Origin of the sequence: Oceanobacillus sp. FSL W7-1304, from assembly GCF_037969805.1 — a bacterium.
Taxonomy (GTDB): domain Bacteria; phylum Bacillota; class Bacilli; order Bacillales; family Amphibacillaceae; genus Oceanobacillus; species Oceanobacillus profundus.
Genome location: NZ_CP150211.1, coordinates 3,166,775 through 3,186,482, shown reverse-complemented (window position 1 = coordinate 3,186,482; position 19,708 = coordinate 3,166,775). Strand labels below are relative to the sequence as shown.

14 protein-coding genes are annotated in these 19,708 nt (G+C 39.7%); 2 read left to right on the top strand and 12 right to left on the bottom strand.

The window, feature by feature from the left end:
• Window positions 1-221: 221 nt before the first annotated feature.
• Window positions 222-1,127 carry a LysR family transcriptional regulator gene (locus NYE61_RS16010; protein WP_303448404.1) on the bottom strand — a complete coding sequence of 302 codons (906 nt, stop codon included), beginning with the start codon at window positions 1,125-1,127 and terminating at the stop codon, window positions 222-224.
• Between the two features lie 151 nt (window positions 1,128-1,278).
• Between NYE61_RS16010 and gdhA the strand changes: the two genes are divergently transcribed.
• Window positions 1,279-2,667, top strand: coding sequence for an NADP-specific glutamate dehydrogenase (gene gdhA, locus NYE61_RS16005; RefSeq protein WP_303448406.1), 1,389 nt, complete (start codon window positions 1,279-1,281; stop codon window positions 2,665-2,667).
• A gap of 568 nt (window positions 2,668-3,235) precedes the next feature.
• Here the strand turns inward: gdhA and NYE61_RS16000 are convergent.
• From NYE61_RS16000 to NYE61_RS15965, 8 genes are all read right to left on the bottom strand, one after another.
• A complete protein-coding gene (locus tag NYE61_RS16000) occupies window positions 3,236-4,030 on the bottom strand; it encodes an ABC transporter ATP-binding protein (protein ID WP_095307653.1) in 795 nt (264 codons plus the stop codon).
• Window positions 4,023-5,003, bottom strand: a complete 981-nt coding sequence (locus NYE61_RS15995) for an ABC transporter permease (protein WP_303448409.1) — start codon at window positions 5,001-5,003, stop codon at window positions 4,023-4,025. The genes NYE61_RS16000 and NYE61_RS15995 overlap by 8 nt, the downstream gene beginning before the upstream one ends.
• A 127-nt stretch (window positions 5,004-5,130) precedes the next feature.
• Window positions 5,131-6,120, bottom strand: a complete 990-nt coding sequence (locus tag NYE61_RS15990) for an ABC transporter substrate-binding protein (RefSeq protein WP_303448411.1) — start codon at window positions 6,118-6,120, stop codon at window positions 5,131-5,133.
• A gap of 486 nt (window positions 6,121-6,606) precedes the next feature.
• The gene (locus NYE61_RS15985; protein ID WP_303448447.1) at window positions 6,607-6,966 is read right to left on the bottom strand and encodes a hypothetical protein; all 360 of its coding nucleotides are present in this window, start codon (window positions 6,964-6,966) and stop codon (window positions 6,607-6,609) included.
• A 3-nt stretch (window positions 6,967-6,969) separates the two neighbouring features.
• Window positions 6,970-7,773: a hypothetical protein gene (locus NYE61_RS15980; protein ID WP_303448413.1), complete on the bottom strand. Its 804-nt coding sequence runs from the start codon at window positions 7,771-7,773 to the stop codon at window positions 6,970-6,972.
• Window positions 7,766-8,299 carry an RNA polymerase sigma factor gene (locus NYE61_RS15975; RefSeq protein ID WP_118888452.1) on the bottom strand — a complete coding sequence of 178 codons (534 nt, stop codon included), beginning with the start codon at window positions 8,297-8,299 and terminating at the stop codon, window positions 7,766-7,768. Before NYE61_RS15975 ends, NYE61_RS15980 begins: the two co-directional genes overlap by 8 nt.
• 130 nt (window positions 8,300-8,429) lie before the next feature.
• The gene (locus tag NYE61_RS15970) at window positions 8,430-8,951 is read right to left on the bottom strand and encodes a hypothetical protein (protein WP_095307644.1); all 522 of its coding nucleotides are present in this window, start codon (window positions 8,949-8,951) and stop codon (window positions 8,430-8,432) included.
• A gap of 13 nt (window positions 8,952-8,964) precedes the next feature.
• On the bottom strand, window positions 8,965-10,134 hold the full coding sequence (locus tag NYE61_RS15965; protein WP_095307643.1) for a ParM/StbA family protein: 1,170 nt from the start codon (window positions 10,132-10,134) through the stop codon (window positions 8,965-8,967).
• Between the two features lie 503 nt (window positions 10,135-10,637).
• On the opposite strand from NYE61_RS15965, the gene NYE61_RS15960 reads away from it, so the two are divergent.
• The gene (locus NYE61_RS15960; protein WP_303448417.1) at window positions 10,638-11,912 is read left to right on the top strand and encodes a GGDEF domain-containing protein; all 1,275 of its coding nucleotides are present in this window, start codon (window positions 10,638-10,640) and stop codon (window positions 11,910-11,912) included.
• Between the two features lie 40 nt (window positions 11,913-11,952).
• Here the strand turns inward: NYE61_RS15960 and rlmN are convergent, their stop codons facing one another.
• From rlmN to gltB, 3 genes are all read right to left on the bottom strand, one after another.
• Window positions 11,953-13,020 carry a 23S rRNA (adenine(2503)-C(2))-methyltransferase RlmN gene (rlmN, locus tag NYE61_RS15955; protein ID WP_095314144.1) on the bottom strand — a complete coding sequence of 356 codons (1,068 nt, stop codon included), beginning with the start codon at window positions 13,018-13,020 and terminating at the stop codon, window positions 11,953-11,955.
• A gap of 309 nt (window positions 13,021-13,329) precedes the next feature.
• Window positions 13,330-14,814, bottom strand: a complete 1,485-nt coding sequence (locus NYE61_RS15950; RefSeq protein WP_303448422.1) for a glutamate synthase subunit beta — start codon at window positions 14,812-14,814, stop codon at window positions 13,330-13,332.
• A 46-nt stretch (window positions 14,815-14,860) separates the two neighbouring features.
• Window positions 14,861-19,465: a glutamate synthase large subunit gene (gene gltB, locus NYE61_RS15945; protein ID WP_303448449.1), complete on the bottom strand. Its 4,605-nt coding sequence runs from the start codon at window positions 19,463-19,465 to the stop codon at window positions 14,861-14,863.
• Window positions 19,466-19,708: the final 243 nt, after the last annotated feature.

The following is a 19,708-nucleotide window of genomic DNA, read 5'->3' as shown; positions in this document are numbered from 1 at the left end:
ATCTTATTTCCTTTACAAACTATCCTTCTATCGTTATGCTATATTAGTTGATAAAAAATCAACCACTCTTCCGATAGCCTCAGTTTGTAATAGACTCCTTTTACAAGATCACGATTACCTTACCCATTATACAATATATAGTATTAAACATCATTTTTACTATCCATATCTTGTATTCAACGATAGCATATAACAAAAATTTAAGCAACTTAATTCTACGTTTAAATTTGAAATTTCTCCAATCGCATATAGAAACTCTTTAAAAACTCATAGAATCGTTTTTCAGTAGGAAGCAACGAACGTTCTGCTGAAATCATGACTCCAACCGTACGAGAAACATTCGGATTTATAATTGGGACTTTTACCGTTCCATGTGGTAAATGGTCGATTAATGTAATTTCTGGAATAAGCGTTACACCCAGCCCAGCAGATACAAGCCCTTTTATTGCTTCGATATCCTCTCCTTCAAAGGACACTCGAGGCTGGAAGCCAAGCTGATTACAAGCTTCAACAACAACATTTCTTAGTATAAATCCTTCACGAAACAAAACAAAGGAATCTTTACGTAATTGATTTAGCTTTATGCCAGGTTCGTTTGCAAGCGGATGGCGCACTGGCAATAAGGCAACCATGTTTTCAGAAAACAAAATGGTCCCCTTTAATTTCGGCTCGTTTTGTGGGATTGGACCTAATAGCGCCATATTGATTTCACTCTTTTTAACTGCTTCAACCAATTCGTAATAAGTACCCTGCTTCAATTTAAACTTTACATTCGGATTCTGCTCCCGAAATGCGGAAATGGATGTTGGTAGCATGTTGCTAGCTAAGCTGCTTGGAAAACCGATATGGACTGTCCCTCTTTCTGGATCCGTATATTCTTTAATAACCTGTTCTGCTTCATCAATCACATGGACTGCCTTTTCCATATGCTCCATAAATATTTTTCCTATTGGTGTTAGCCGTACATTTCGACCTTCTCGAATAAACAAATTGACTCCGAGTTCTTCCTCGAGTTTGAACAGCTGGCGACTAACAGCAGACTGTGCAATATGTAATGCATCTGCGGCTTCCGTAACATGTTCCCTTTTTGCGACTTCGATAAAATACTTAATTTGTTTTAGCTCCAAATTTACCGCCTCCCCCGTTATTATCTCACACTGGCATTGATTATATCTATTTTTTATATTGTTTCGATTAATTAATTTTTGTAAAATATATAGTATATTGTATTTTTTGTTGGCGTGCGAAGGAAAGAAATGAAGGAGGGCATGATGCCATATGACAAATTCTTATATACTAAACAAAAAAAATAACATTGATGAACAGGTACAACATTATTTAGATGAGGTATATGAAACTGTTGTTTCGCGCAACCCAAATGAGACGGAGTTTCATCAGGCTGTAGCTTTAATCTTCAAATCCCTTTCCCCTATTCTTGAAAAATATCCACATTATATGGAAAAAGGAATTCTCGAGCAACTGGTTGAACCAGAACGTGTTATTACATTCCGTGTACCTTGGATTGATGACAACGGAAAGGTAAATGTAAACCGTGGATTCCGCGTCCAATTCAATAGTGCGCTCGGACCTTATAAAGGCGGCTTACGTTTTCATCCATCTGTAAATGTAAGTATTGTTAAATTCTTAGGACTTGAGCAAATCATTAAAAATGCACTGACTGGACAGCCAATCGGCGGCGGTAAAGGTGGTGCTGACTTTGATCCAAAAGGAAAATCAGATAATGAAATCATGCGTTTTTGCCAAAGTTACATGAGCGAGCTTGCTAGACATATTGGTCCAGACACAGATATTCCCGCTGGAGATATCGGTGTAGGAGCAACCGAAATTGGCTATATGTTTGGTCAATACAAGAAAATCCGTGGTAATTTTGAAGCAGGTGTCCTAACCGGAAAAGGTTTAGGCTATGGTGGAAGCCTAGCCCGTAAAGAAGCAACTGGATACGGTGCAATCTATTTTGTTGAGGAAATGCTAAAAAGCAAGGGCTTGAGTATTCTTGGTAGTACAACCGTTGTATCCGGATCTGGTAATGTTGCAATTTATGCAATGGAAAAAGCAATTTCTCTCGGGGCAAAGGTTGTCGCTTGCAGTGATTCGGATGGATTTATTTACGATGAAAATGGAATTGATTTAGATACGATAAAAGAAATTAAAGAATTGAAGAAGGCCAGAATTGAAACCTATCTTATTAAGCACCCATCTGCAGCTTATTTTTCTGGTTGTAATGGAATATGGGGGATCCCTTGCGATGTTGCTCTACCATGCGCGACACAAAATGAGCTTGATTCAGAGTCTGCAAAAAAACTAATCTCCCATGGAGTAAAAGCAGTTGCTGAAGGGGCAAACATGCCTTGTACACCTGAAGCAATTGATATGTTTTTAGAGAATGACGTTTTATTCGGTCCCGCTAAAGCGGCCAATGCTGGTGGTGTAGCAGTATCCGCTTTAGAAATGGCACAGAATAGTATGCGTATGTCATGGACATTTGAAGAAGTGGATGAAAAGCTGCAACAAATTATGAAAGGTACGTATGAAAGTTGTTTAGCAGCTTCTATAGAGTTTGAAGCAGAAGGCAACCTAGAAATCGGATCAAATATTGCAGGATTTAAACGTGTGGCCGATGCAATGGTCGCACAGGGCGTAATTTAAACTAAAAAAGCATGCAGCACTCTTTTTGAAAGTTGCATGCTTTTTTAGTTTATTTAGATTTAGTAAACTTTAGGGTAATGAGGATGACAGGAATTATTTTTCTGGTTTCAGCCCGGTTATCCAATTAATAAGAGTCTCAGTCGGCGGTCACTCTATCGATGGGTATTGGTGACCGAATGGCGAGAATCCCTCTTCTTTCGAGCTGTCATGCTGATAATGAGTAACCCTAAAGCGAGGATCCTACTTTTTTCGGGCTCTCATACCTTTAATGAGTGACCTTAAAGCGAGGATCCCACTCTTTTCGGGCTCTCATACCTTTAATGAGTGACCTTAAAGCGAGGATCCCACTCTTTTCGGGCTTTCACACCTTTAATGAGTGACCCTAAAGCAGGGATTCTCTTCTTTTCGGGCTTCATATCACCAATAGCGACCTAATCAACTGATGTGTAAATCTTGGTAACGATAATTCAAATTTTTTGAAACCATATCCTGTCACAGAAATAAAAATACACACGACGTACTCCCATTGGAATTGTTCGTGTGTATTCATCAATGCTTTAAACATTATTCAGCCTAAAACAGCACGGTCATCTTCAAATTGTTCACCGCGGATCCGCTGGAATTCCTGTAATAGATCTTTAACAGTCAACCTTTCTTTCTCTTCACCATTTGCTTCAAATATGATTTGCCCTTTATCCATCATAATAAGCCTATTCCCAAGATCTAATGCCTGCTGCATGTTATGGGTAACCATTAAGGTCGTTAATCCCGACTCCCTTACTACTTTTTCGGTAAGTGAGGTGATTAGTTCTGCTCGAGATGGATCGAGTGCTGCTGTGTGCTCATCAAGAAGCAGGATATTTGGATTTGTAAAAGTCGCCATCAATAAAGAAAGCGCCTGCCTCTCCCCACCTGACAGTAAACCAACCTTAGCAGATAGGCGATCCTCCAAGCCTAAATTTAATGTTTTCAAATAATCACGGAACATATCCTTCCGTTTCTTCGTTACACCAAACTTCAATCTTCTTTTCTTATCGCGTGAATAGGCCATTGCAAGGTTTTCCTCTATTGTCATGGATGGTGCAGTGCCTGCCATTGGATCCTGGAAAACCCGGCCAATAAAGGCAGACCGCTTATATTCTGGCAGATGGACAACTTGTTTCCCACCAATAATGACATCCCCTGCATCTGGAAGGATATTACCTGAGACGACATTCATTAATGTCGATTTCCCTGCTCCATTACTGCCGATAACCGTTACAAAGTCTCCAGCAGCCATTTCGAGTTCAATGCCATTCAATGCTTTCTTTTCATCTAATGTTCCTTCATTAAAGGTAACAGATATATTCGTGACATTAAGCATGCGAATCTCCTCCTAGCTGCTTGCGTTTTTGAATGCGCCGTTTCTTTTCTCTCTGCACCTGGAGAACTTTTGGTGCTACTAATGCAATAATAACGATCGCGGCCGTAATGAACTTCATATCCCCTGTTTCGAGGAAATCAACGCGTAGTGCCAGCGTTACAATAATCCGGTAAATAATTGCGCCACCAATCACAGCGAGTGTCGCACGCGCAATTGTTTTTGTGCCAAATAGTGCTTCCCCGATAATAACAGATGCAAGCCCTATAACAATCATTCCAATTCCCATATTCACATCTGCAAAGCCACCAAGCTGCCCTATCAGAGCACCCGATAATGCAACAAGACCATTCGACAACCCAACACCAACAATAGTCAGATTGTCTGTATTTGCTGATAAGCTGCGAATCATTCGCTTATTGTCTCCAATGGCACGTAGCGCTAACCCTACTTCTGTTTTTAAGTAGAAGTCTGTAACCAGCTTAATAATAACCGTCACAACTGCCATTACGATTAAGATTGCCCATGTAGAAGGAAGTCGATCTAACCCAAAGACACCAAGGAGGCTATTCAACGCATTATCGATTCCTGTCACAGACCAGAACGAGCCAAGCTGCTTGAAGATGGTTGTTTCATGAAGCATGGATAAAGTAGGTTGACCTAAAATACGTAGATTGATAGAATATAAAGCCGTCATCATGAGAATTCCGGAAAGCAACGCATTTACCTTTCCTTTTGTATGCAGTAAGCCTGTAATACATCCTGCTAGAAAACCAGCAAGCAACGCGAATAAGGTTGCCAGAATAGGAGGAACTCCATTTACAATTGAGAGCGCTGCTACCGATGCACCCGTTACAAAGCTGCCATCTACAGTTAAATCTGGGAAATCCAATACACGGAAGGTTAAATAAACACCTAATGCCATAATGGCATAAATAACACCTGATTCAACAGCTCCAAACATGGATATAAACATAATTCTTTTCCTCCCGCTACTTTTGTGCCTGTTCATCCCCTGTACAAAATTTTAAATATGGGGCTTTCAATGATGAAGGGAGCCAGACAATAATCTGGCTCCAAAAAAGGTTACCTTTTGATTAGAATTATTCTATGAATTGCGCGGTATCATCCCAGTCACTATTCCACTCGACACCTTGCTCTTCAGCGCCTTGCTTATTAATAAACAATTGAATTTCAGGAGGATACTCCGCCGGAATATCACTCGGTGACTTCTCCCCAGTCAAAATTTCCGCAGCCATTTCTCCTGTACGATATCCGATTGTATGGTAATCAATTCCAAATGTAGCAAACCCACCTTTTGCTAAAGAATCAGGCTCGCCTACAATCAGCGGAATATCTTGGTCGTTCGCCACTCCTATAACACTCTCTAAAGCTGAAACGACTGTGTTATCCGTAATAATATAAAAAATGTCCGCTTCTCCTACAAGCGTATTTGCTGCTTGCTGTACTTCAGAAGAGTTCGCAACTGTTCGCTCAATAATTTCAAGTCCTGTACCTTCAGCCGCTTCTTTAACGGTTTCAACCTGTTTAACTGAATTTTGCTCCCCAGCATTGTAAAGCATCCCTATCTTTGTGCCGTCGAAATAGGTGCTAATAAATTCAACCGTTGCATCAATTTGATCAGGATGCAAGTCAACAACGCCTGTAATATTTTCACCTGCTTCATCCATAGATGGCACGAGTCCAGCATCAACCGCATCCGTAACTGATGTAAAGAGAATTGGAATATCACTTGTTGCTTGTAGCGCTCCAAGTGCACTAGGTGTTGAATTAGCGAAGATCAAATCAACTCCATCTGCTACAAAACCATCTGAAATCGGTTTGACATTATTTTGGTCACTTTGCGCACTTTGAAAATCATACTCTACCTCAAGCCCAGCATCTTTCAAAGCTTCCTGAAACCCTTCATACGCTGCATCAAGCGATGGATGCTCGACGATTTGTGTCGCACCAATTGTATATGTATCTCCACCTTCAGAAGCCGTGTCATCTGAACCAGATGTATCGTCAGATCCACAAGCTGCTAATATAACCAACCCAATAATTGCAAGTAGCATCATTACCTTTTTCACGTTCGTTTCCCCCATTTGCCTTTATTATTTTCTAAATATTTAAACGTGATTATAGCACACTATTAACTAATTTGCGATAACTTTTTAAAACTTCTTAAAAGCCTTTCTTATCAGCTTTTAGTGGTAGATCTACAAAACTTAATTACCAGTGCTTTATAACCTTTTATTACTAAATACTTCCACTAAGTATGATTTTCTTATCAAATATATAAATAACTTGCAGTTTGACCCTTTGTTCTTATTTCTTTTATACTACAGGACTATTTTCTGTTTAGAGCACATGAAAATTGAGCCAGCTGTATCAAGTGTTTATCTTTATTTTCCCTTATAACCCTTTCTAATCTTCCCAATAATTAATACTTAAATTAAATTCCGCAGTGGTCTATTGAATATCGATAAGTATATAGCAAGCTCTTTGATTACATTAGGACTGCCAATTAGTACCTTTCCCTAGCCTCTTCATTGCTTTTTATATGATAATACCCTTTAACAGGTTGAAAAATTCTGTACCCTCTTCCATAAACAAATGAGCGACAACTCCAGTATCAGAGTCAGTATGAATATTTCAACCAACTCCTTCCTCAACTGCACATAATTATAGATTTCCCCATTAAACACCATCCGGTACCTGTCATCTCCAAAAAGAAAGGGCTGCTGGCCTCTCTCTAGATCAATAATGCTTAACCTGTGAAACACAAGTGCAATATGATCATCACGATAAAAACCAGCTTCATCCGGGCCACGGTGATTAATTAATTGATTTGCTTGTTGACAACCTACTAAAAGCTCTTCAGAATATGGAACCTTCTCATTTAGCAATACACCTACAAAGCCACCACCTTCCACCAATTATTCAACTACTTTAAAGCTTTCCAGCATGTAATGAAATCTTGCTCCATGCCCTTCCGCTGCTTCTAGGAAGTATACTTGCTTAATCACAAACACTTGCCCTTCATCTTCATCTGTAACATAATACCGGTGGATTGGCGTATCCCATTGATGCCCTGTTTTGCCTGCATCGTTTGTATACTCAAGCCCCATCCCTTGAACCATTTCTGCTTCGATTGGCTCTGTTACATGCTCTTCTTTTTGCAATTCCATCTCTTCGTCATTTTCAATCTCGGCTTTAATCGAAGCTACAACTTCTTCCGTTGACGTTCCATCAAAACGCATTATTTCCATATAAACATCTGGATATCTATCTTCTAATGGTTCTATCAATTCAATACGATCACTTTCTTCTCCCTCAACCATCTTATAACGCTCTTCATCAACGTAAATGATATAGCGTAATTCCTCGTTTGTTTCCAGCTGAACATTTGTCTTTTCTTTTTGCCCTTCAAGTTCAATTTCTTCCTGCTTTTCCTCAACAAACAGTTCCTTTAAGTTTTGGAACATTGCTTGCCCATGATCTGTCAGTGCTCCAAATAACAGTACCATTATTACTGTTGCTGTACTCAAGCCCACAATAACTAATCCTAATCCTCTCCATTTCTTTTCAGGGTTGCTTCTTGCCCTGCGGCCGGATGCGGATGAGTTCTGAAATAACTCGTCACTGATTTTATTCCATGTTTCCTCTTTTAAATGGGTGGCGTCATTTGTCTGTTGTTGTAATAATAATTTAATTTTTTTGTTTAAGTTGTCTCTACTCATCTTGGGCACCCCCTATAACTGCCTTTAATTTTTGTCTAGCTTTGTACAGTCTAGACTTAACGGTGTTAATGTTTAATTGCAGCATGTCGGCTAATTCCTTCTCTGAGAAGCCATTGATATACTTTAAAACTAAAATCGTTCGATGGTGCTCATCCAGCTGCTCCATCGCAATTTCCAGCTGTTTATCATCCTCTAGTTCCGTTTTATCTTGATTCAAATGGTCTAATAATTGTTCCGAATCAATACTGATTGCTTCCTGCGATTTCTTTTTCATATATCTTCTTGATTCATTGACTAAAATTTGATAAAACCATGGCTTAAATGGCTTTTTACTATCATAGGAATCAATGTTTCGGAATACCTTGATAAACGTTTCCTGGACGATGTCTGACGCGTCACTCGCATTATTTGTTATGGCGTAGGCTGTTCGCAATGAATAATCAGCATAGATGTCATAGAGCTTCTTAAAGGCTTGTTGATTTCCCTTTTTTATTTTCTTGATGAGTCTTGCTTCCTGATCCCCCAACAGCGTAACCCCCTTCTTCAATCTGTCTTTACTATATATACCTTTTCTATAAACAAAAAGTTTTCAGGTATAAAAAAATATCGAATAAGATTTTCATCCTATCCGATATCATAATTACTGTTTTTTTCCATTATTTGTTCATACTCGCAAAGAAATCACCTAATGGGTCTTCATCCTCTTTCTCTTCCGGAATTACTTCTTCATGTATATCCAGACCGTCGAGATTCAGGTCATCCAAATCGATTTCCGCTTCAATGCTTCGCTTTGGCTTTTCAGGAGGGGCCTCTTGAACGAATGATGCTTCATCTAAGTTTGCAGCATTATGATTCAGTCCAGCTAACAATGTCGTTGCACGGAGTGGATCACTTAATAATTGATGAAGCAAACTGCCGATGAGCGCCTCTGAATGCTCGTGCTTGAGCCAACTTCTCTGCTCTTTTGTTAGTTGCTTCGGCAGGGGAATCGTGATTGTTTCCCTTTCCCTTTTAAAGGTTTCACCTACCCCCTCAAGCACAAAACCCGCAATCGTACTGGAAAAGTTTCTGCGCTCTTTTTCTTTCAAATGCTGTAATTGTTTTAATAGATAATCAGGTGTATCAGAGGGAACTCGAAATGTGATCGATTGTCCACGCTCTATACTATTTTTCGACATGATCTCACCCTATTTATTTTGCCTTTTCGGTCGTTTTTTCTTCCTTTGTATCTTTTTCTGCTTTACGACTAAAATCGGTGATTAACTTATAATACGCATTTGCCATCATCCAGATGCTTTCATTCTCATCCTCAAAGAATTCGATATTATAGCCATCTAGTTTATTATTTAATGCTTTAATGTAATCTTTCAATACGGCAGAACCGCCACCTACAAAATAGCAAATTTCAGATTGTGAATTTTTCGCCCAGACATTTCTTAAGAAGCGATATTCTTTTTTCGCCAAATCAAGCAGGATGTGATCGGTAATATCATGGACATTCGTTCTGCTACCTCTAACCATGATGTGGTGGCGATCATTCTTTCGAGTTATAATATCAACCACATCGCGACGGCTGTCCAATTCCACCCCATGCCGTGATCTGATTTCTTCACGAATTGCTTCTAGTGATTCAGATACACCGAGATTAAATCCTTGTGCCTTATCATCATCCACATTTCGATTTCGGATGACAGCAATATCTGTTGATAAGCCACCAATATCCTGAATTAAAATTTGCTTATCAATTAGTTCCTTGTTAATAACTTTTAAGTCATTGTCCATAATTAAATTGACATATGCCGCAAATCCTTCTGGATAGACTTTTACTTCCTCAAATTTAATGTTTACTTTTTTGCCTTGGTGCTTCGGTGTAACTAGAAATTCTACTTGGTGTACAGAGCCTAATAATTGGGAACGGTAGCCGACATCTTTCCCCTCTTTTACTTCTCTTAACGGAAGGCCTGTCCCTAATGTATACGTAGCATCAATTACATCATTTTTTTCTTTAAAGTCATTTGTAGACACTGCATCTAATGCCAATGCAGCAAAAAGCATGATCAACGTTTGATCTTCTTCCGATTTGCTGCTGCCTGGATCGAGCTCTTGAGAATTGTTCGTTTTCGTTGCAAGGTTCCCTACACGATATACAATATTATTTTCATCTAAAGCAGGGGAGTGTACACGGATATGGATATTATCCAATACCTCTTTCTCATCTAATTCTTCAATCCCAATTACAGGACGATCTTCTAGATCAGGTGCAATCACATTCGGAATGTATAATTCATTTTCTAATTTACCAAAGTTCCCTTTCAGTGCATCGTTTCCAACATCCACTGCTGCAATTCTTGATTTCACCATTTTTGTAAAACCCCTCTCTTATTTCCATACAGTTATAGAATACTCTTTTTTCACACTATAAACAACAAGACTATTTATGCATACTTTTTTGTATACTTGTTTACATTTTGCATTCGTTAATACATCAACGTGTAAACGTGTTTGCAAACATGTATACTTAATTGTAAACAAGTTTACTTTTAAAGTATACATGTTTACACTTTTGTAATCAAGAGGTGATTTTACATATTTAGGTATTACTATGATATTTTGGAATTTAAATTTAGACCCCTTCCCTCCCCCCTAAACTTGTTTTTACAATGTAAATTTCCCTTTAATGTATTGTTTGATTCTGAAGTGAATAATTAACATTACAACTATTGGAAAAAATAACTAAAAAACCTAAGTTTTTTCACAATATTTTGCTAGCTTATGGTATGATAGTTTTAGTAGGATTATATACCTATTACTATTTTATCAGTTGTAAACATCTATGTTTCTTTCGTTGGAGGGTAGTACTACTAATGAACAGACTTAAAGGTTATATCATTACTATATTTATGATTTCGTTAGCTGTTTCTATTATATCTGGTCCAATCAGCATAGATTTATCACGATATACCAAAATATTTCTCGTATATCTACTTTTCACCACACTGTATTCCCATTTAAAAACCGTTATTCGAACAGGAAATGTCAATGTTGATTACAGTATTTCCTACAGTTTCTCCTTTGTTTTAATAACCGGACCCTTAGGATTGTTTCTATTTGAAATTATGAATCGCTTTTATATTTATTTTTACCGAAAGCGAACAGGGACAGCGGATGAAGATGAATTCTTACATACCTTCTATAACATCGGAGGACCCGCCCTCCTTCATACGATTGGGTATTACTTATTCTACGAACTTTATCCATTTGTTGGGGGAATACCATTCGGCTTTTGGGGGTTATTTATTGCAATTGTAGCATTCACGGATTTTTTATCCTCCCTTTTATTGCTGTCTGTATTTAAGTTAACAGGGAATATAGGAACAAGACAGAATGCGATTAATTTTATCAAAGGAAGAAGTATTTTTGATACGCTAAAAATGGCTTTATCCAATGGATTATTGTTTATTTTCCTTGCAGAGCAACATTGGGAAGCAGTCATTGCTTTGTTTGTCCTCAACTATCTTGTTAGCCGATCGGCTGCAATTAAAAATCAAAGCATACAGCATAAAATTGAGCGAGATCGCTTTGAACAGATGGCTTATACTGACTTCTTGACAAAAACACATAACCGTAGCTACATGAATAAGATTATGAATGAATTGAACAAAACAGATGAAAATATTGCACTTATTGTCTCAGATATTGATACGTTTAAAAATATTAATGATACCTTTAATCACGCTGTCGGAGATTCTGTTATCCAACACTTCGCAAAAACATTAAAAAACAATCTTGATGAAGCAGATTATTTGTTCCGAAGCGGTGGTGAGGAATTTACGATTATCCTGAAAAATCGAGATTTCCCTTCTTGTGTTGCACTTTTAAAGCAGATAAATCATGAAGTGGAGACAAATCCAGTACATGCTGAATACAAAGGTGAGGATACAACAATCTATTATACAGCTTCATTTGGTATGTATTATTTCAAAACAAATGACGAGCTAAATATAAAGCAAGCATACATTCATGCTGATGATCTGCTGCTCGAATCCAAAAGACTAGGAAGAAACCAAGTCACGGTGATGGAGGATAAAGGAGTTTCTGCTGAACGAACTACTGAAGCTATGAAAGGTTATAAAATATAAACAGCGCCAAGCTAAACTGGCGCTGTTTATTTTATATTATTTACATTGCTTTTGATTTTTTTATTTGTTTACTTCTTAATTGTCCACAAGCTGCATCAATGTCGGCACCATTTTCCCAACGGACACCACAATGGATCCCTCTTGCTTTCAGTGTTTCAAAAAATTGCTGGATTGAACTAGACTCACTTCGCTGGTATTCACTATGCTCGTCAACCGTATTGTACGGTATCAGATTTACATATGCTAGGTGTCGATGGTCTTTAATTAGATTAGCAAGCTGAATTGCTTCTTCTTTATGGTCATTGATGTCTTTAAGCATGATATATTCGTACGTGATTCTTCGATTTTTCTTTTCTAAATAATAGTCAACAGCCTTCATAAGCTTTTCAATCGGGAATGCCTTATTGATTTTCATTATTCGGGAACGAAGCTCGTTGTTTGGTGCATGTAAAGATAAGGCAAGGTTTACTTGGATGTCTGTATCTGCAAACTCATACATTTTGTGAGCAAGCCCACTAGTTGATACCGTAATATGTCTTGCTCCAATGTTCAGACCAGCATCATCATTAACAACATACAGGAAGTCCATCAAGTTCTTATAGTTATCGAGTGGCTCACCGATTCCCATTACAACGATATGACTCACACGATCCCCTTCACCTTTCGTGTCCAAATGCTTTTGCACGTTCATAATTTGTTCCACGATTTCTCCACTCGTTAAGTCACGACTTTTTGGAAGCAGTCCACTTGCACAGAATGTACAACCGATATTACAGCCTACTTGCGTCGTTACACAAACAGATAAACCATATGGGAAACGCATGAGAACCGTTTCGATTAAATTACCATCAGCTAGTTTAAACAAAAATTTGATGGTACCGTCCTTCGATTCTTGTCTGATTTCCTCACCAAGTGTATGCAGGACAAAGTTCTCTTCCAGCAATTCAATGGTGTCTTTGTTTACATTTCGCATCTCACTGAAGTTTGAAACGCGCTTTTTATACAACCAATTCCAAACTTGATCAGCGCGGAAACGTTTCTCGCCACGCTCAACAAGCCATTCCGTAAGTTGCTTATATGTTAGTCCATAAATGGATGTTTTACTCATTGTATACCCTCATTTCGCTTCATTGCTACTACTATAGTACATATTACTCTATCTCTCCTTTCGTAGCAAATGGTTTTTGTTGAAGGCACCTCTTGTTATTGCTCCATAGGCGCGTGTGCAAAAGGAGAATAAAAGGACTGCGAACTACAGGCGTAGCTCCCCGCAGCGGAACATATCGATTTAAAGGTTCCAATGCGCAACATCTCAGCTCGAAAACGATTTAAGCACACGTTTCGTACCAATTCACAGCACAATGCTATAAGCATTAAAAGACATGCTGCATAAGTACAGCATGTCTTTTAATGCCAATTATGGCAGTATCGTTTCACCCATTAGGTATCGGTCGCATTCTCTTGCGGCTGCTCTTCCTTCATTAATTGCCCATACAATAAGACTCTGACCACGTCGCATGTCACCGGCTGCAAATATACCTTCCACATTCGTTGTAAACTTGCCGTAGGTCGCTTTTACAGTCGTGCTTTTTGTTGTTTCTATCTTTAGCTGCTTAATTAAATCTTGATCAGGTCCTTTGAATCCGATGGCAATTAATACAAGGTCTGCTGGCCATACTTTTTCGGTCCCCGGAATTGCCTCGCGAATCTTTTTACCGCGTTCGTAGCGTGTTTTTACGTTTATCGTGTGCACTTCTTTTACGTGACCATTTTCATCACCAACAAATCTCGTTGTTTGCACAGCATATGCCCTTGGGTCCTCACCTTGAAACGCTTCTGCTTCTGTATGTCCATACTCGACACGGTGAATTTTTGGGTATTGCGGCCATGGATTGGTCTCTTCCTCACGCAGCAAATTTTTCTTTTCGTAAATATCAAACTGTGTAAGGCTCCTGCAATTATGTCTGACAGAGGTTGCTAAGCAATCGGTTCCTGTATCTCCCCCACCAATCACAATAACATCCTTATCCGCCGCAGAAATATAATTACCATTTTCTAGATTGGAATCAAGCAAGCTTTCCACATTGGCATGTAAAAAGTCCATTGCAGGGTAAATCCCCTTTAAATCACTGCCTTCAACTGGCATATCACGATGCAGAGTAGCACCGCCGCACAAGATGGTTGCATCAAAATCAGCACTTAAATCATCAATTGTTACATCTTTTCCTACTTCTGTATTCGTAATAAATTCGATGCCCTCTTGCTCCAAAATTACCACACGTCTCATTACAATCTCATATGCAAGCTTCATTTCTGGAATTCCATAGGTTAGGAGCCCGCCAACACGCTTATCACGCTCAAATACGGTTACGGAATGTCCTGCTTTATTTAATTGATCTGCAGCTGCAAGCCCTGCTGGTCCAGAGCCAATAACGGCAACACGTTTTCCCGTCCGGGTTTTGGGAGGTTTAGGAACGACCCACCCCTCAGCAAATCCCTTTTCAATGATAGAACGTTCCACGCTTCGAATTGCCACAGCAGGTTCATTAATTCCAAGGACACACGCCCCCTCACATGGTGCCGGACATGCAATCCCTGTAAATTCGGGAAAATTATTCATCTGATGCTCACGGTCAAGCGCTTCTTTCCATTTCCCTTCGTAAACAAGCTGATTCCATTCTGGGATAAGATGGTAAACTGGACAACCTGATGTTACCCCGTTAATTTCCATCCCAGAATGGCAGGTAGGCACACCACAATCCATGCAACGCGCCCCCTGTTGCTGTACCACTTTGTCCGTCATCGGTATTGTATAATCATCCCAGTCCTGTATTCGCTCTCTGGGATTTCTTACCGAACGAGTTTCCCGTTCATATTCCATAAATCCGGTTACTTTCCCCATTTAATGCCCCCTCCTTTTTGAACACACACTTTATAAACATTTTCATCTAGATGATTTCTAGTTTACGATTCTTCTTTTCTGCAACGTTACCTTTGCTTTCCTTAAAAGCTGTCATTTCTGCTTCAAATTTATCTAAGCCACTATCCAACAAGTAGTTAATTCGTTCCCTCATTTTCACATAAGCTTTCGGAATGATTCTGACAAATTGCTTCGAGTAATTTTCCCAATAAGCAAGTATTCTTGTAGCGTGAGCGCTGTCTGTGTAGCTAATATGCTTTTCGATTTGTTGATAAATAGCATCCAATTCCTCAGGATCGTCAACCCTGCCGACATTTACCATGGCAGGATTCATCCGATCACGGAATGCATTATCTTCATCAAAGACATAAGCGACGCCACCAGACATTCCTGCCGCAAAGTTTCTTCCGGTTCCACCAAGGATAATAACTTTTCCACCTGTCATATATTCACAGCCATGATCACCAATACCTTCTACCACTATCGTTGCACCGCTGTTCCTTACCGCAAAACGCTCTCCGGCAATTCCACGGATATAAGCTTCTCCGCTTGATGCGCCGTAAAATGCAACATTTCCAATTATCGTATTTTTCTCTGGTCGGAAGGTTACAGACGGAGCTGTTTTGACAACTATCTTACCTCCAGATAAACCTTTACCAACAAAATCATTCGCATCACCAATAAGGTTAAGCGTCATTCCTTTCGGGATAAATGCACCAAAGCTTTGACCAGCGGACCCATTGAAATTCAATTTAATTGTATCCTCGGGCAAGCCCATTTCACCGTACCGTTTTGTTATTTCACTACCGAGGAGTGTTCCCGTAACCCGATTGATATTACGAATAGCAACGGTAAATTCAATTGGGTTCCCTTCCTCAATTGCTGTTTCGCAAATCGGAATAAGCTCTTGATAATCCAACGTCTTCTCAATACCATGATCCTGACTTTTGGTTGCATAATGGTCAATTTCAAATGGCAGCTCTGGACGATAAAGTAATGCCGATAAGTCTAAGTCCTTTGCTTTCCAATGATCTAGTTTGTTTGTCTCGAGCACATCCGATCTTCCAACCATTTCATTTATAGTTCGAAAACCAAGCTCTGCCATTAATTCTCTTGTTTCTTCAGCAATGAATCGCATAAAGTTTACAACATGTTCTGGGTCACCATTAAATTTCTTTCTTAATTCCGGATTTTGCGTTGCAATTCCTACCGGACATGTATCTAAATGACAGACTCGCATCATGACACAGCCTAATGCAACGAGTGGTGCTGTTGAAAATCCATATTCTTCTGCGCCTAATAAGGAAGCAACGACTACATCCCTGCCCGTCATCATTTTCCCGTCTGTCTCCACTGTAATCCGGTCACGCAATCCATTTAAAAGCAGCGTTTGATGTGTTTCAGCTAGACCAATTTCCCACGGCAGTCCGGTATGCTTTAAGCTTGTGCGCGGCGCGGCGCCAGTCCCACCATCATAACCACTGATCACAACATGATCCGCACGGCCTTTTGCAACACCTGCTGCAATTGTTCCGACACCAACTGCTGCAACGAGTTTTACACTAATACGAGCATTTGGATTAGCATTTTTCAAATTGAAAATCAGCTCAGCAAGGTCTTCAATCGAATAAATATCATGGTGTGGCGGAGGTGAGATTAGTTCAACACCCGGAGTGGAACCACGAACCTCTGCTACCCAAGGGTATACCTTCTCTCCAGGCAGCTGACCACCTTCACCTGGCTTTGCCCCTTGAGCAACTTTAATTTGAATCTCATCGGCATTGACTAAATAATTGCTCGTTACCCCAAAACGTCCGGAGGCAACTTGTTTTATTGCACTTCTCCTTAAATCTCCATTCTCATCAGGCAGAAAACGATTCGAATCTTCTCCACCTTCTCCGGTATTACTTCTGCCTCCAAGCCGGTTCATTGCGATTGCTAAGGCTTCATGCGACTCTTTACTAATTGAACCAAAGGACATCGCCCCTGTTTTAAAACGCTTCACAATCGCTTCAATTGGTTCCACTTCTTCGATTGGTACAGGTGTACGTTTTTTAAAACGTACCAAACCACGAAGGGATTGCAGATTATTCGAATCATCCGTGAGCATGCTTGAATATGTTTTAAATAGCTCATAGTTATTGCTGCGGACAGCATGCTGCAATGTTTGTATCGTCCTCGGATTATATTGGTGGTCTTCACCATTCTCACGGTACTGGAATTCATCTCCCGCTGGCAGGTTGTTATTTCCCCCACGGTTCGTTTGAAAAGCAATATCATGTCTTATTAGCGTTTCTTTTTCAATTATCTCTAGGCCAATCCCGCCAAGTCGAGAAGCAGTTCCTGTAAAAAACCTGTCAATTACATCATCACGAATACCGACCGCTTCAAATATTTGTGCACCCCGATAGCTTTGAATTGTTGAAATACCCATTTTCGATAAGATTTTAATTATCCCGTCTGTAACGGATGATACATATCTTTTATGTGCTTGTTTTTCCGTAACAGCTTCCAACTCACCTTTTTCGATTAATTCAGTAAAGGTGTTCAATGCTAGATACGGATTAATCCCTTCCGCCCCATATCCGATTAGCGCAGCAAAATGGTGCACTTCTCGGGGTTCACCAGACTCTACAAGCAGGCTTACTTGTGTACGAACTCCTTTACGAATTAAATGATGATGCAAACCGGATACAGCTAGTAATGCAGGAATCGCTGCTTTATCTTTTGAAACTCCCCGATCAGAGAGGATGAGTATTGTAACTCCTGCATCGATAGCCGCATCCGCTTTGTCAAATAACGCTTCTAGGGCTGATTCCATATTACCTTGGCCTTCTGCTGCATCAAAAAGACAGGACAATGTTATGGTCCGAAATGCCTTCAACTGCTGCTGTCGTATCTTCTCAAGCTCCTCATTTCGTAAAATAGGTGTGTTCAATCGAATATGCCGGCAATTTTCTGCTGTTGGCTGTACGAGATTCCCTTCCGCTCCAATCGTTGTTTCTGCCATCGTGATAATTTTTTCCCGAATCGCATCCAGTGGTGGGTTCGTAACTTGTGCAAAGAGCTGTTTAAAATAGTTATACAGAAGCTGTGGTTTTCTAGATAAGACAGCTAACGGAGAGTCATACCCCATAGAACCAATCGGATCTTTTCCTTCTGATACGAGAGGCTTCATTATTTTAGTTAGTTCTTCACGTGTATAGCCAAACGCCAATTGCTGCTTGAGTATTTCCTCCCCATGATACAGCGGAGCTTTCTGATGCCCATCTGGCAAATCCTCCAGTTTGATTTTGTTTTCTAACCAGCTCTTATATGGCTGTTCGGATGCGATTTGCATTTTAATCGTTTCATCAGGAATAATGACACCCTTTTCCAAGTCAACGAGCAGCATTTTCCCAGGTGTCAATCGATCTTTGTACAAAATATCGTCTGCAAAGATATCCAATGCCCCTACTTCAGAACCAAGGACAATCATGCCGTCCTTTGTTACATAGTACCTTGCAGGTCGGAGCCCATTACGATCGAGACATGCTCCGATTTGATTGCCATCTGTGAATACAAGTGCTGCTGGCCCATCCCAGGGTTCCATTAAGGTACTATGGTATTCATAGAAATCACGCTTTTCTTCGCGAATCATCGCATCATTCGACCATGGTTCTGGTACCATCATCATGGCGCTGTGTGCGAGTGATCTTCCTGATAGATGCAGAAACTCAAAAGTATTGTCAAAAATGGATGAATCACTGCCATCAACATCGAGTACCGGCAAGATTTTCTCTAGCTCTTCTTCGGTGAAATATTCAGACTGACAAAGCTTTTCACGAGCCTGCATCCAATTTACATTTCCGCGTAACGTATTAAATTCTCCATTGTGTATGGTGTATCGATTCGGGTGAGACCTTTTCCAGCTTGGAAAAGTGTTTGTACTAAAGCGTGAATGCACGAGTGCTAAAGCAGATTTAAACTCCGGATGATTCAAGTCAATATAAAAGGCATCCAATTGTTCTGGAATAAGCATTCCTTTATACACAATCGTACGTGTCGATAAACTGCAAACATAAACATCTTCGTATTTCGGTTCTTCTGCAACGACTTTCTCGATATATTTCCGGATAACATACAGTTTACGTTCGAAGGCCATTTGATCTTTTATAGCATCCGACTTTTGGATGAAAAATTGACGGACTGTGGGCATACTTTTCGCCGCGACAATACCGATGAAGGATTCATTTGTAGGAACAGGACGCCACCCTAAAAAGGTTTGCCCTTCTTCTTGCACAATACGTTCAATTATCTTTCTGCATATCATACGAAGTTGCCGGTCACGGGGTAAAAATACCATCCCTACCCCATAATCTCCTTCACGAGGAAGGTCGATGTTTTCCTTCGCGCACTGCTTTTGAAAAAAACGGTCAGGTATTTGTGTCATTATTCCTGCGCCATCTCCAGTACTTGTATCTGCAGACTGTCCTCCACGATGCTCTAAATTGCATAGAATATTAATCGCGTTTTGGACAATATTGTGGGTTTTCTTGCCATTAATATTCGCAATCATGCCTATACCACATGCCTCATGCTCGAAATCAGGTCGATATAGGCCCTGTTGTTTTGGGAATCCATTCCTTGTCATCACAACAGCTCTCCTCCCTCTTATTTGTCATACATCATAAAGAAACTGGCACTATAAACAGGTTCTTCATCTGTGTTCGATATTATATCACAAAAAATCTGTTAACATAAAATTCAGATTACATTTTTTGTTAATGTAAACGATTACATTTTGGTTTTTTGTAATTTTTTTTTGGTAAAAACCTATGCGTACCAAGGGTTTTGGAATTCAATCACTTTTTTTACATTTTCTTAGATAATTAAT

Bases quoted from the DNA above. Each gene is read 5' to 3' on its own strand.
- gdhA (WP_303448406.1), top strand. From the start codon at position 1,279: ATGACAAATTCTTATATACTAAACAAAAAAAATAACATTGATGAACAG.
- NYE61_RS16000 (WP_095307653.1), bottom strand. From the start codon at position 4,030: ATGCTTAATGTCACGAATATATCTGTTACCTTTAATGAAGGAACATTA.
- NYE61_RS15995 (WP_303448409.1), bottom strand. From the start codon at position 5,003: ATGTTTATATCCATGTTTGGAGCTGTTGAATCAGGTGTTATTTATGCC.
- NYE61_RS15980 (WP_303448413.1), bottom strand. From the start codon at position 7,773: ATGAGTAGAGACAACTTAAACAAAAAAATTAAATTATTATTACAACAA.
- NYE61_RS15970 (WP_095307644.1), bottom strand. From the start codon at position 8,951: ATGTCGAAAAATAGTATAGAGCGTGGACAATCGATCACATTTCGAGTT.
- NYE61_RS15965 (WP_095307643.1), bottom strand. From the start codon at position 10,134: ATGGTGAAATCAAGAATTGCAGCAGTGGATGTTGGAAACGATGCACTG.
- NYE61_RS15960 (WP_303448417.1), top strand. From the start codon at position 10,638: ATGAACAGACTTAAAGGTTATATCATTACTATATTTATGATTTCGTTA.
- rlmN (WP_095314144.1), bottom strand. From the start codon at position 13,020: ATGAGTAAAACATCCATTTATGGACTAACATATAAGCAACTTACGGAA.
- NYE61_RS15950 (WP_303448422.1), bottom strand. From the start codon at position 14,814: ATGGGGAAAGTAACCGGATTTATGGAATATGAACGGGAAACTCGTTCG.
- gltB (WP_303448449.1), bottom strand. From the start codon at position 19,465: ATGACAAGGAATGGATTCCCAAAACAACAGGGCCTATATCGACCTGAT.